The sequence below is a fragment of the Variovorax flavidus genome, from assembly GCF_030317145.1.
Taxonomy (GTDB): domain Bacteria; phylum Pseudomonadota; class Gammaproteobacteria; order Burkholderiales; family Burkholderiaceae_C; genus Variovorax; species Variovorax flavidus.
In genome coordinates this window covers 185,474-197,565 of the sequence record NZ_JASZYE010000002.1, presented here as the reverse complement: position 1 = coordinate 197,565, position 12,092 = coordinate 185,474, and the positions used below count along the sequence as shown (strand labels likewise).

The following is a 12,092-nucleotide window of genomic DNA, read 5'->3' as shown; positions in this document are numbered from 1 at the left end:
CGGGTGGAGTAATCTCCGAGCCCCCGATCCAGGGGCAAGGAGAGAAAGTTGAACCAGTTGCTCCCTCTGCTGGGCATCGCCGGCGCGCTGGCCGTCGGCGTGGTGAGTCCCGGCCCGAGCTTCGTGATGGTCGCGCGCACGGCGGTGTCGCTGTCGCGCACGGAAGGCGTGGCTGCCGCCTTCGGCATGGGGGTGGGCGGCGCCTGCTTCGCGCTCGCGGCGCTGGCCGGCTTGCAGGCGCTGCTGCTGGCTGTCCCCACGCTCTTCATCGTCCTCAAGATCGCGGGGGGCCTTTACCTGGCCTACCTCGGCGTGCGGATCTGGCTGGGCGCGCGCCAGCCGCTGTCGATGGCGTCGCCGTCCGGGGAGGGCGGCGAGCGCGGCGGGCATCGCGTGGCGGGCCGCTCGTTCCTCCTCGGCCTCGCCACGCAGCTGAGCAATCCCAAGACGGCCATCGTCTACGCCAGCGTGTTCGCGGCCTTCATGCCGGCTTCGCCGTCCCTGGCCTTCGGCCTGGGCATCGTGGCAGTGGTCCTCGTGCTCGAAACCAGTTGGTACGTGCTGGTGGCGCTGGCCCTGTCCTCCAGGGGGCCGCAGCAGACCTACCTCCGATACAAGGCGTGGGCCGACCGGGTGGCCGGTGCCGTGATGGTGTCATTGGGGCTTCGACTCCTGGCGTCCGCCCATCGCGTCTGAAAGGAGACCTGCGATGTTCCCGATCGAAGGAGGATGCACCTGCCGCGCCGTGCGCTACCGCATGGCGACGAAGCCGCTCTTCGTGAATTGCTGCCACTGCCGCTGGTGCCAGCGCGAAAGCGGCACTTCGTTCGCGCTCAACGCAATGATCGAGAGCGACCGGGTGGAGCTGCTGCAAGGCGAGGTCGACCTGGTCGATACGCCGTCGCTGAGCGGCAAGGGCCAGAAGATCGCGCGCTGCCCGCGGTGCCATGTCGCGCTCTGGAGCCACTACGCAGGTGCCGGCGAAGCGGTGAAGTTCGTCCGCGTCGGCACGCTGGACGCGCCCGACGCGTTGCCGCCTGACATCCACATCTTCACCGCGTCGAAGCAGCCGTGGGTGGTAATACCGCCGGGCATGCCGGCGGTAGAGGAGTACTACAGCCGGTCGGAGTACTGGCCGGCCGAGAGCATCGAGCGGCTCAAGGCGCTGCGCGGACGCGACTCACATCGCAGTTGACACAGCGAAGCGCCGCCCGAAGGCTCAAAACACCTTGCGGGCCCGCAGATAACCTCCCCCTTCTCGCGCGGTTGCCGTCTGGGTGAGGATCGCGGTCTGGCGCAAGTAGCGTGCATCGGCGTCGCTCAGCACCGGAAACACTGCATCCAGGCGGTTGCGGGAAGCAGGGGGAAGATCCTCCGTGTCGCTGCCCTCGCGAACCTCCTGCGCCAACTCCGGTTCGCGCGCCATTGCAGCCGCAATGCGCGCTTCCACGGGATTGAGCGCCTTTCCCTCTGCCTGCTTGGCCTGCACCTGCCTTATCAGCGCTGCTTTGTCGGCGCAGGTGGTGGGGTAGGCCAGGTAGAACCCTGCGAGCGAATCGTGGACATAGGCGGCCAGCAACTCGCCCTGGTTTGCCTCGAAGCGCGGTTCGTCCGCACACTTCAGGGCCCACTGCTCCCATTCCGACAGCGGCAGCCATCCGCGCAGCAGCAACTTCGGAAACTGGTTGCCCACCTCGCCAAACGTCGGGTCCCACCCCGAGGGCTTGCCGCTCGCGTCTTGCTTTCTGCGCAAGACCGCCATTCGCACGTCGCCGAGCAGCAGTTGGTTGTAGCTGGACAGGTCTTCCTGCTCCTGGGCGCTGGCGGCCTGGAAGGCCGCTTCCTGCTCGAAGGACCTGAGCCTGAGTTGCAAGCCGCGCAGACGGTAGTAGGGCCCCATGTGCAGGCGCACGAGCGCGCCGTAGTCTCCTTCCGCGACGTGCTGGCCGTCGGCATTGAAGCCGACGAGGCGCATGTAGCTGTCCCAGGCCTCGGCGAGTCGTTGGCTGACCTGAAAGTTGGCGGCGATTTCAGGCCTCTTCTGGATCTCGGAGAAAGCCTGCATCGGCACGCCAGCGAGAAGGGCTGCCTTGTACATGTGCAGCAGCGGAATCTGCGACAGCAGATCGGCCGGCTGCGGGCTGCGGCCCTGCGCACCGGGACCATAGCCTCCGCCGACATCGCTGTGCACGCCGGGGAAGATCACTTCTTCCAGTTCCTCGCCGCCGCGCACCAGCGTCAAGGGGAAGTTCATCCGCTGCTCGTGGCCCGCCACGTAGTGCACGACCTTCCCCACCATCGAGGGCAGCGGCTTGCGCACTTCGGCGGCCCAGTCGAAATGCCCGTCTGCGAACCACAGCGGCGTGGTCAGTCGGGCCGAGTCGGCCAGCCCCACCGAGGCCACCGAGTCGAACAGGCCGACGAACCGGATGGCGGCCGGAATGCCTGCGAAGTAACCCCCGGCGGCCGCATCGGCGAACCAGTGGCAAAAGGCCCGCGCCTGCACCGCACCGCGGCTGAAGCCGAACACCGAGATGACGAGCTGGCGGATCCTGGGCTGGCGCTTCCAGCGTATCGCCTTGTGCAGCTTGTCGCGCAACTCGCGGCCCAGCGCGTCGAACCACTCCGCTCGCGAGACGAGCGGAGGCGCGCTGCCGTCCACCCTCTCACCGTAGGTCACCTCGCGGACGTAGCGCAGCAGCAGCGCCTTGATCGCGTCGCCGTCGAGCATGGGTCGGTCGTCACCGTAGACCGCGCGGTGGACGGCGTTGTACACCTGCAGCAATCCGAACAGGATGCGCGCCTGACCGCCCTTGCCGGCGGCCTTGCCCATGGGCTCCTCGCGCAGTTCGCCGATCTCGGGGAAGCGGGTGCCTACGCCGGGGACGTAGATCTTGAAGACGCCTTCCAGGGCCTTATCGTCCTTGTGCACGTCGAACAGCTTGACGATGTTGCTGTGACTTCGGTGTGGGCGGTCTCTCCGCTCGTTGTTGTTGGTGCCATCAAAGAACAGGGTGACCCGCAACGTGGTGTCGCAAGGTGCCGGTGAGGACGTGTCGCCTTCATCGAAGAAGTCTGCGTTCGTCGTGAGCGCGCAACTCAGCGTCTCTTCGATCGAAAGCTCCATGAATTCGGCAACTGGATAGGGGGCTTTGAGCGGTGAGTTCTTCATGTCCACCTCTCACTGCCGGGTTGCCCTTTGGGGGCAATTGACCCCGGGTTGAAAGATCTCGCGGCCATCGTCCCCGGCCCTGAACGTGCCCTCACAGGGCAGCGGAACCCATGGAATTGGATGCTCCGCATTGATTGCCCCCACATTGGCGACGACGATCCTTATTTCGTTGTTGTCGAAGAAATGGACGTAGACGGTGCCGATCTTTTCGTAGCGCTCGATGGGAACGCGCTTCGAGCGCTCTTCCTGAAGGCTTGGCTTCCAATCGACCCGGACATCCAGGCCTGGGGTCCAGATGTCGGGAATGACTGCGCAACAACTCGTACCGGAACTTGGCCAGCGCTTGTCCACGTATCCACCGCCACCGCCGGTGGCGAGCCCGAAGTAGGCGATGTCAGTCTGCGAATGATTGACGCCGACGATGGCGACCCCGGATTTCTTGACGCCGGACTTGCTGGTGGAACTGAAGTCCCCGAAATCGCCGGGCGCCGCGCAGCTTGCGAGCAGGCAGCCAAGGAGCAAGGTCCAGAGCAGGCGTCGTACGACGGCCATGGTGAATGGCCGGAATGGTGAGTTTTTCATGAGCTTCCCTTTTTGAATATTTGTTGTCAGCGCGAGCACGCGACGAAACGCTGTGCGCCGCTATGTCGAGTGGGCGCGGCTTGTCGCGCGCTTTCACTCTCTGGAGTTGTGAATCGCTATTTCCGCTGATGTCCTCCCGTCCTCTGAAGGTGTCGGTACGGCCGAAAACCCCGCGTCATGCGCGGCTGTCCCGAGGCCAACGTACCTCTCACTGCCGGGTTGCCCTTGGAGGGCAATTGACGCCGGGTTCGTAGAGCAGGCGCCCATCGTCAGAAGGTTTGAAGCTTCGTTCGCAGGGCAGCGGAATCCATGTAATCGGATGATCGGGATGTTCCGCGCCGACATTGGCGACCACGATCTTTATTTCGTCGTTGTCGAAGAAATGGACGTAGACGGTGCCGATCTTTTCGTAGCGCTCGATGGCAATGCGCTTCGAGCGCTCTTCCTGAAGGCTTGGCTGCCAATCGACCCGAACATCTAGGCCCGGAGTCCAGATGTCGGGAATGACCGCGCAACAACTCGTACCGGAACTTGGCCAGCGCTTGTCTACGTATCCACCCCCACCGCCGGTGGCGAGTCCGAAGTAGGCGATGTCAGTCTGCGAATGATTGACGCCGACGATGGCGACCCCGGATTTCTTGACGCCGGACTTGCTGGTGGAGCTGAAGTCCCCGAAATCGCCGGGCGCCGCGCAGCTTGCGAGCAGGCAGCCAAGAAGCAAGCCCCAGAGCAAGCGTTTAACGACGGCCAAAGTGAATGGCCGGAATGATGAGTTTTTCATGAGCTCCCTTTTTGAGTATTTATTGTGTGTACGCGCCACGAGCGAGTTCGGCAGCCGACGCGGATGGCCGCGGCGACACCTCAAGGCCCTGAAGGCACGGCCCCCAGCCGCTGCGACACCTGACCCGCGCAAGCCTTGAGCGCGCGCGCAATCTCGCCGTCCCATTGCGTGTCGAAGATCGCGGCCGGCCCGATCGCGGTGATGGCCAGCACGATGGCGCCCGTGTGATCGAACGCCGGTGCCGACATCGCGCTCACGCCCGGCAGGATCTCGCCTTCAGAGCGGCTCAGCCCGTGCGCACGCACCTCGTGCAATTGCGCCTCGAAATCCTTCCAGCCCGGTAGCGGCCGCACCGGCGGCATGCCGCGCTGCGGCGCCAGGGCGGCGGCACCCTTCTGCTCGCGCTGCCGCTCCTCTTCCAGCAACTGCCTGACCACCGAAGCATCCAGATAGGCGCCGAAGAGCCGCCCGGATGCCGTATTGGTCAGCGAGAACACCGTGCCGTGCCGCATGTTCACGTGCAGCGGCGCCGGCGATTCGGCGATGCGCACGATGGTCGCGCCCCGGTCGCCCCAGACGGCGATGGCCACCGTCTGGCCGATCTGCTGCGCCAGTTCCGCGATCAGCGGCGTCGCGACGTGCACCGGATTGGCCTGCTGCAGGCTGATCAAACCCAGTTGCAAGGCAAGCGGTCCAAGCAGATAGTGGCCGCTGGTGCGGTCCTGCTCGATCAGCCCGAGGCGGCCGAAGCTGACCATGTAGGGATGCGCCTTGGCGGGGGACATCTCGGCCTCGCGCGCCAGGTCCTTCAGGGCCATCGGCCGGCCGTGGTGCACCAGGGCGCGCAGCAGCTGCCCGCCGACTTCGATGCTCTGGATGCCGCGTTGCGCGCGGTCGCTGTCAGTGCTCATGGCCTTGCCCGTCGTTCGTTCATGCAGAAGACATTAGACATTATCCAATCCGCGAATTACACTCCGTCCATTCGTTCCATGCGAATTCGTTCACCTTAGACAAATCAAGGAGACCCACGATGTCAGAGACCAAGAAGTTCGCCAGCCAGGCCGACCTGGAAGAAAAGAAGATCACCTTCAGCCAGATTTCCGAGCACGCCTGGGCCTACACGGCCGAGGGCGACCCCAACACGGGCATCGTGATTGGCGACGACTGCGTGCTGGTGGCCGACACCCAGGCCACGCCCGCCATGGCGGCCGACGTGGTGCGCCGCATCCGCGAGGTGACCGACAAGCCCATCAAGTACGTGGTGCTGACGCACTACCACGCGGTGCGCGTGCTGGGCGCCGCTGGCTACAAGCCGGAGCACATCATTGCCAGCCAGGACACGCGCGACCTCATCGTCGAGCGCGGCGAGCAGGACAAGGCGAGCGAGATCGGCCGCTTCCCGCGGCTGTTCCAGAACGTCGAGACCGTGCCGCCGGGGCTCACCTGGCCCACCATGACCTTCAGCGGCAAGATGACGCTGTGGCTCGGCAAGCTCGAAGTGCAGCTGATCCAACTCGGCCGCGGCCACACCAAGGGCGACACCGTCGTCTGGCTGCCGCAGGAGCGCACGCTGCTCTCGGGCGACCTGGTCGAGTTCGACGCCACGCCCTATGCCGGCGACGCCTACTTCCAGGACTGGCCGCAAACGCTGGACAACATCGCCGCCCTGCAGCCCAAGGCGCTGGTGCCCGGCCGCGGCGCCGCGCTGACGACGCCCGAGGAAGTCGCCAAGGGCCTGGCCGGCACGCGCAGCTTCATCGCCGACGTCTACAGCAGCGTGCAGGAAGGCGTGAAGGCGGGCCGCGACCTGAACGCGGTCTACAAGGACACCTACGCCAGGCTCAAGCCCAAGTACAGCCAGTGGGTCATCTTCGACCACTGCATGCCTTTCGACGTGAGCCGCGCGTACGACGAAGCCTCGGGCCATGCCGACCCGCGCATCTGGACGGCACAGCGCGACATCGAGATGTGGAAGGCCCTCGAAGGCTAGCCCTGGCTGGAGACGAGCACCGTGGACGCACTCGCATCAGGCACTGCTGCGCCAATCGACTACCAGTCGCTGCGCTTCGACTACCGCCGCCACGCGGACCAGGACGCCGCATCGCCGGTTCGCCACCCGGTCGTGGTGGTCGGCGCGGGCCCCGTGGGCCTCGCGCTCGCCATCGACCTCGCGCAGCGGCAGATCCCCGTCGTGCTGCTCGACAACGACTGCACGCTCTCGACCGGCTCGCGCGCCATCTGCTTCTCCAAGCGCACGCTGGAGGTGTTCGACCGCCTCGGCTGCGCCGACCGCATGGTCGCGAAGGGCGTGTCCTGGCACGTCGGCAAGGTGTTCTTCCGGGACGAGCAGGTCTATCGCTTCGACCTGCTGCCCGAGACCGGGCACGAACGGCCCGCCTTCATCAACCTGCAGCAGTACTACGTCGAGGGCTACCTCTCGCAGCGCGCGGCGGAACTGCCGCTGATCGACCTGCGCTGGAACAACAAGGTGGTCGGCGTCGAGCAGGCCGCGGACCACGCGCTGCTCACCATCGAGACGCCGGAAGGCAATTACCAGCTCGCCGGCGAGTACGTGGCGGCCTGCGACGGCTCGCGCTCCAACATGCGGCAACTGCTCGGCCAGGAGGCCAAGGGCCGCGTGTTCCGCGATCGCTTCCTGATCGCCGACGTGACGATGGACGCCGACCTGCCCACCGAGCGCCGCTTCTGGTTCGACCCGCCTTTCCATCCCAGGCAAAGCGCGCTGCTGCACAAGCAGGCCGACGGCATGTGGCGCGTCGACTTCCAGCTCGGCTGGGACGCCGATCCGGTGGAAGAGCGCAAGCACGAGAACATCATCCCGCGCGTGCGCGCGCTGCTCGACAGCATCGGCCAGGAGAAGGTGCAGTTCCAGATCGGCTGGGCCAGCGTCTACACCTTTGCCTGCCAGCGCATGGAGCATTTCCGCCACGGGCGCGTGCTGTTCGCGGGCGACTCGGCGCACGGCGTGTCGCCCTTCGGCGCGCGCGGTGCGAACTCCGGCGTGCAGGACGCCGACAACCTCGCGTGGAAGCTCGCCGCCGTGGTCCAGCGCGAAGCGCCGGACGCGCTGCTCGACAGCTATGCCAGCGAACGCGAGTACGCGGCCGACGAGAACATCCGCAACTCGACCCGCGCCACCGACTTCATCACGCCCAAGAGCGATGTGAGCCGCCTGTTCCGCGATGCGGTGCTGGAGCTGTCCAAGCGCCATGCCTTCGCGCGTGCGCTGGTGAACAGCGGGCGCCTGTCGGTGCCGAGCACGCTGCACGGCTCGCCGCTGAACACGGCCGACGTCGACGCCTTCGCGGGCCCGATGGTGCCCGGCGCCCCGGCCGCCGATGCGCCCGTCGTGTGCGCCCGTGGCGGCACCGGCTGGCTGCTGCGCGAGTTGTGCCCCGAGTCGTCCTCCGAAACGCCCACGCGCTTCACCGCCGTGGTCTTCGGTGAAGGCGAGGCCGCGGAGCGCAGCCTCCAGGCGCTGGCGCAAGCCGACGCGCCGCTGCACATCGTGCGCGTCGCCGCCACCGGCGAGGGCGAGCTGGCAGCGCAGCGCTACGACGCCCGGCCCGGCACCGTCTACCTGCTGCGCCCCGACCAGCACGTGTGCGCGCGCTGGCGGAACCCCACCCCCGAGGCCGTGCGCACCGCGCGCGACCGTGCGCTCGCAAAGGCATAGAGCGATGGAACTGATCACCACCCCGAATATCGATGCGCCCGATGACTTCTACGAGGCGCTGATCGAAGCGCACCAGGGCTTGTCGACCGAGGAGAGCCACGCCTTCAATGCGCGCCTCGTGCTCGTGCTGGCCAACCACATCGGCTCGACCGCCGTGCTGCGCCAGGCCTTCGAGGCCGCCGCGCCATCCCGCTGAATTTCAAGAGAGAGGACACCATGACCCAAGCATCCGCCGATCTCCGCTACCAGAGCGGATTCGGCAACGAGTACGCCACGGAGGCCGTTCCCGGCGCCCTGCCGCAGGGCCGCAACAGCCCGCAGCGCGCGCCTTTCGACCTGTATCCGGAGCTGATCTCCGGCACGGCCTTCACGGCGCCGCGCCACGAGAACCGCCGCACCTGGATGTACCGTCGCCAGCCCTCGGTGGTCTCCGGCCGCTACAAGCCCTACGCGCAGGCGCAGTGGACCACCGGCGCCAACCGCGAGATCGCGCTGCCGCCCGAGCCGCTGCGCTGGGCGCCGATTCCGCTGGAGAACGCGGACGTCGATTTCATCGACGGTGTCCACACGCTGGCCGCCAATGGCGACGCCGAGGCGCAGACGGGCCTGGCTGCGCACGTCTATGTTGCGAGCCGCTCGATGGAGCGCCGCGCCGTCGTCAACGCCGATGGCGAGATGCTGTTCGTCCCGCAGCAGGGCCGGCTGGTCATCACCACCGAGATGGGCGTGCTCGACGTCAAGCCCGGCGAGATCGCGCTGGTGCCGCGTGGCGTCGTCTTCAAGGTGGCGTTGCCCGACGGCCTGTCGCGTGGCTACCTCTGTGAGAACTACGGCGCGCAGTTCCGTCTGCCGGAGCTGGGCCCGATCGGCTCGAACGGCCTCGCGAATGCGCGCGATTTCCAGGCGCCGGTCGCGGCCTTCGAGGACGCGAGCGTCGGCTACGAACTCATCAAGAAATCGGGTGGCCGCTTCTGGTCGGCGCCGACGAAGCAATCGCCCTTCAACGTCGTTGCGTGGCACGGCAACCTCGCGCCGGTGAAGTACGACACGGCGCACTTCATGACCATCGGCTCGATCAGCTTCGACCATCCGGACCCGTCGATCTTCACCGTGCTCACCTCGCCGAGCGACACGCCCGGCACGGCCAACTGCGACTTCGTGATCTTCCCGCCGCGCTGGCTGGTGATGGAGGACACCTTCCGTCCGCCGTGGTACCACCGCAACCTCATGAGCGAGTTCATGGGCCTGGTCTACGGCGAGTACGACGCGAAGCCCGGCGGCTTCAAGCCGGGCGGCGCCAGCCTGCACAACTGCATGGTGCCGCACGGCCCCGACGAGGAAGCCTTCGAGAAGGCGAGCCACAGCGACCTGAAGCCGCAGAAGCTCGACAACACGCTGGCTTTCATGTTCGAGAGCCGCTACCGCTTCATCCCCACCGAGTTCGCGATGCAAAGCCCCGCGCTCGACCAGAACTACGCCGACTGCTGGGCCGGCCTTCAAGACAAGTACAAGCCATGAACACATTGAACGCAACGCACGACGCGAAGCTCCGCAGCTGGGTGGCCTCGGCCAACGAAGCCGGCTGCGACTTCCCGATCCAGAACCTGCCTTTCGGGCGCTTCCGGCCTGCCGGCGGCAGCGAAGGCTTCCGCATCGGCGTCGCGATCGGCGACCAGGTGCTCGACCTGAAGGCGGCGGGCGTCGTCGACACCGACGACATGAACGTGCTGCTGGCGCATGGCGCGGCCGAGCGGCAGGCGCTGCGCACCGCCATCTCCGAGGGCCTGCGCGAAGGCAGCCCGAAGCAGGCCGCCTGGAGCAAGGCCCTGCTCGCGCAGTCGGCCGTCGAGCTGACCGTGCCCTGCCGCATCGGCGACTACACCGACTTCTACACGGGCATCCACCACGCCACCACCGTCGGCAAGCTGTTCCGCCCGGACCAGCCGCTGATGCCGAACTACAAGTGGGTGCCCATCGGCTACCACGGCCGCGCGTCGTCGATCGGCGTGAGCGGCCAGCGCTTCAAGCGCCCGCAGGGCCAGACCAAGACGCCGGGTTCCGATGCGGCGGAGGCGCCGACCTTCGGTCCCTCGAAGCGGCTCGACTACGAGCTGGAGCTGGGCTTCGTCGTCGGCCAGGGCAATGCGCTCGGTGAGCCGATCGCCATCGGCAATGCCGAGCAGCACCTGTTCGGCGTGACGCTGCTCAACGACTGGTCCGCGCGCGACCTGCAGGCCTGGGAATACCAGCCGCTCGGCCCCTTTCTCTCGAAGAGCTTCACGACCACGCTGTCGCCCTGGATCGTGACGATGGAAGCACTCGCGCCCTTCCGCGCGAAGTTCGAGCGGCCGGCGGGCGACCCCCAGCCCTTGCCCTACCTCGACTCGCCCGCCAACCGCGAGGCCGGCGCGCTCGACATCACGCTGGAGGTGTGGCTGCAGACCGCGAAGATGCGCGAAGCCGGCGAGGGCGCCGTGCGCCTCACGCGCGGCAACACCACGCAGGCCGCCTACTGGACTGCCGCGCAGCTGGTCGCGCACCACACGGTGAACGGCTGCAACCTGCAGCCGGGCGACCTGCTCGGCTCCGGCACGCTGTCGGGCCCGAAGCCTGACGAAGCGGGTTCGTTGCTCGAATTGACGCTGGGCGGCAAGCACGCGATCACGCTGCCCAACGGCGAGCGCCGCACCTTCCTGGAAGACGGCGACACCCTGAGCCTGCGCGGCTACTGCGAGCGTGCGGGCGCCGTGCGCATCGGCCTCGGGGAAGTCAGCGGAACGGTGCTGGCGGCAGCCTGATCCGGCCCGGCTCGTCGAGCCTCCTTCGCAGGCTCTCGCGGTCGATCTGGTAGCTGACGGTCTGGCGATGGATCGCGAAGCCGAGCCGTCGGTTGATCGACAGGATCGGCGCGTTCGCTTCGGCGTTGTGCGTGACGATCATCCGGACCTCCGGATGACGCTGGCGCACCAGCTTCAGCATCGCCGCCTTCACGCCCTTGGCGAGCCCCTTGCCACGCCAGGGGCGCGCCACGGCGGTGAGGGCCTGGAACACGCGGTCCGGAAAGCGCTGCTCCCAATGGGCATTGCAGACGGCCGCCACTTCATCGCCGTCGAGCAGCATCACCACCAGATGCTCTCCGCCGCTGCGATCCATTTCCTCGTACCAGCTCACGTGTGCCGGGAGTTCGTAGCGAATGGCCGGAAGGTCGAGCGCACCCAACGGGATGTCGCCGATCAGAACGGTGAACGGCGCCATCAGGCTCGCGAGGCGGTCGAGCGGCACGCGCCCGGCATGGATCTCCCAGCGCAGGTGCGCGCCCGGCCCTGAAGTCGCGTCGGCCTGCCAGCGGTCGAGAGCGTTCCAGTCCAGCCCGTCGAACGGGAGGCGATTCTCGACCGCGCTGTGTTTCTCCGTGGCGCCCAGCGCCTGCAGGAATGCGTGGGCATCAGGGCCGGCGGCGCCGAGTGTCGCCGTGCGCTTGCCATGCGCCTGCATGAAGGCCAGCAACGCGCCGAGCAAGGCAGTGGCGATACCCTGCCGGCGGTACGGCTGCATCACGCCGCCACCTGCGCCGACGAAGGGCGCGAAGCTTTCGTAGTCGGGCGTCCCTTCGCGGCGGAAGTCGAGCAGCAGGTTGCCGACCACCCGGTCGTCATGCAGTGCGATCACCCTGCGCGATTCGTCCATCGGACGGCGTCGGCGCAGGTGGTGCTCGAAATCGGCATCGGCCAGGATCGGCTCGCCCGGGATGTCCTCCTCGGCGCGGATCCTCCGGTATGCGTGATACGCCGCCCATTGCGCCGCCGTCGCGTGATGGGGGTCGAAGGGGACGATGTCGATCGGCTGGTGCGGCATCTCGT

The 12,092-nt window shown here is 67.1% G+C and carries 12 protein-coding genes; 7 read left to right on the top strand and 5 right to left on the bottom strand.

Annotation, left to right across the window (positions count from 1 at the left end):
- The first annotated feature begins 48 nt into the window (after positions 1-48).
- Positions 49-696, top strand: coding sequence for a LysE family translocator (locus tag QTH90_RS11555; protein WP_286664691.1), 648 nt, complete (start codon positions 49-51; stop codon positions 694-696).
- A 13-nt stretch (positions 697-709) separates the two neighbouring features.
- On the top strand, positions 710-1,195 hold the full coding sequence (locus tag QTH90_RS11550) for a GFA family protein (protein WP_286664690.1): 486 nt from the start codon (positions 710-712) through the stop codon (positions 1,193-1,195).
- A gap of 24 nt (positions 1,196-1,219) precedes the next feature.
- Here QTH90_RS11550 and QTH90_RS11545 read toward each other — a convergent pair whose 3' ends face one another.
- The 4 genes from QTH90_RS11545 to QTH90_RS11530 form a co-directional block, all read right to left on the bottom strand.
- Complete coding sequence (locus tag QTH90_RS11545) at positions 1,220-3,172, bottom strand: T6SS phospholipase effector Tle1-like catalytic domain-containing protein (protein ID WP_286664689.1); 1,953 nt, start codon at positions 3,170-3,172, stop codon at positions 1,220-1,222.
- Positions 3,173-3,181: 9 nt separating this feature from the next.
- Positions 3,182-3,793 carry a DUF3304 domain-containing protein gene (locus QTH90_RS11540; protein WP_286664688.1) on the bottom strand — a complete coding sequence of 204 codons (612 nt, stop codon included), beginning with the start codon at positions 3,791-3,793 and terminating at the stop codon, positions 3,182-3,184.
- Positions 3,794-3,962: 169 nt separating this feature from the next.
- Positions 3,963-4,535: a DUF3304 domain-containing protein gene (locus tag QTH90_RS11535; protein ID WP_286664687.1), complete on the bottom strand. Its 573-nt coding sequence runs from the start codon at positions 4,533-4,535 to the stop codon at positions 3,963-3,965.
- A gap of 80 nt (positions 4,536-4,615) precedes the next feature.
- Positions 4,616-5,446, bottom strand: coding sequence for an IclR family transcriptional regulator (locus QTH90_RS11530; protein ID WP_286664686.1), 831 nt, complete (start codon positions 5,444-5,446; stop codon positions 4,616-4,618).
- 119 nt (positions 5,447-5,565) lie between these two features.
- On the opposite strand from QTH90_RS11530, the gene QTH90_RS11525 reads away from it, so the two are divergent.
- From QTH90_RS11525 to fahA, 5 genes are read left to right on the top strand one after another with little or no spacing between them, the layout of a single operon-like run.
- The gene (locus tag QTH90_RS11525; RefSeq protein WP_286664685.1) at positions 5,566-6,525 is read left to right on the top strand and encodes an MBL fold metallo-hydrolase; all 960 of its coding nucleotides are present in this window, start codon (positions 5,566-5,568) and stop codon (positions 6,523-6,525) included.
- Between the two features lie 21 nt (positions 6,526-6,546).
- Positions 6,547-8,232: an FAD-dependent oxidoreductase gene (locus tag QTH90_RS11520; RefSeq protein WP_286664684.1), complete on the top strand. Its 1,686-nt coding sequence runs from the start codon at positions 6,547-6,549 to the stop codon at positions 8,230-8,232.
- Between the two features lie 4 nt (positions 8,233-8,236).
- Positions 8,237-8,428 (top strand): DUF2783 domain-containing protein, encoded by a 192-nt coding sequence (locus QTH90_RS11515; RefSeq protein WP_286664683.1) that lies wholly within the window; start codon positions 8,237-8,239, stop codon positions 8,426-8,428.
- A gap of 20 nt (positions 8,429-8,448) precedes the next feature.
- Positions 8,449-9,750, top strand: a complete 1,302-nt coding sequence (gene hmgA, locus QTH90_RS11510; RefSeq protein WP_286664682.1) for a homogentisate 1,2-dioxygenase — start codon at positions 8,449-8,451, stop codon at positions 9,748-9,750.
- A complete protein-coding gene (gene fahA, locus QTH90_RS11505) occupies positions 9,747-11,030 on the top strand; it encodes a fumarylacetoacetase (RefSeq protein ID WP_286664681.1) in 1,284 nt (427 codons plus the stop codon). The genes hmgA and fahA overlap by 4 nt, the downstream gene beginning before the upstream one ends.
- Here the strand turns inward: fahA and QTH90_RS11500 are convergent.
- On the bottom strand, positions 11,002-12,087 hold the full coding sequence (locus tag QTH90_RS11500) for a GNAT family N-acetyltransferase (RefSeq protein WP_286665404.1): 1,086 nt from the start codon (positions 12,085-12,087) through the stop codon (positions 11,002-11,004). The genes fahA and QTH90_RS11500 overlap by 29 nt on opposite strands.
- Between the last annotated feature and the right edge of the window lie 5 nt (positions 12,088-12,092).

What these genes read in the sequence shown, in the direction of transcription:
- QTH90_RS11550 (WP_286664690.1), top strand. Translation starts at nt 710, where the DNA reads ATGTTCCCGATCGAAGGAGGATGCACCTGCCGCGCCGTGCGCTACCGC.
- QTH90_RS11545 (WP_286664689.1), bottom strand. Translation starts at nt 3,172, where the DNA reads ATGAAGAACTCACCGCTCAAAGCCCCCTATCCAGTTGCCGAATTCATG.
- QTH90_RS11535 (WP_286664687.1), bottom strand. Translation starts at nt 4,535, where the DNA reads ATGAAAAACTCATCATTCCGGCCATTCACTTTGGCCGTCGTTAAACGC.
- QTH90_RS11530 (WP_286664686.1), bottom strand. Translation starts at nt 5,446, where the DNA reads ATGAGCACTGACAGCGACCGCGCGCAACGCGGCATCCAGAGCATCGAA.
- QTH90_RS11525 (WP_286664685.1), top strand. Translation starts at nt 5,566, where the DNA reads ATGTCAGAGACCAAGAAGTTCGCCAGCCAGGCCGACCTGGAAGAAAAG.
- QTH90_RS11515 (WP_286664683.1), top strand. Translation starts at nt 8,237, where the DNA reads ATGGAACTGATCACCACCCCGAATATCGATGCGCCCGATGACTTCTAC.
- hmgA (WP_286664682.1), top strand. Translation starts at nt 8,449, where the DNA reads ATGACCCAAGCATCCGCCGATCTCCGCTACCAGAGCGGATTCGGCAAC.
- fahA (WP_286664681.1), top strand. Translation starts at nt 9,747, where the DNA reads ATGAACACATTGAACGCAACGCACGACGCGAAGCTCCGCAGCTGGGTG.
- QTH90_RS11500 (WP_286665404.1), bottom strand. Translation starts at nt 12,087, where the DNA reads ATGCCGCACCAGCCGATCGACATCGTCCCCTTCGACCCCCATCACGCG.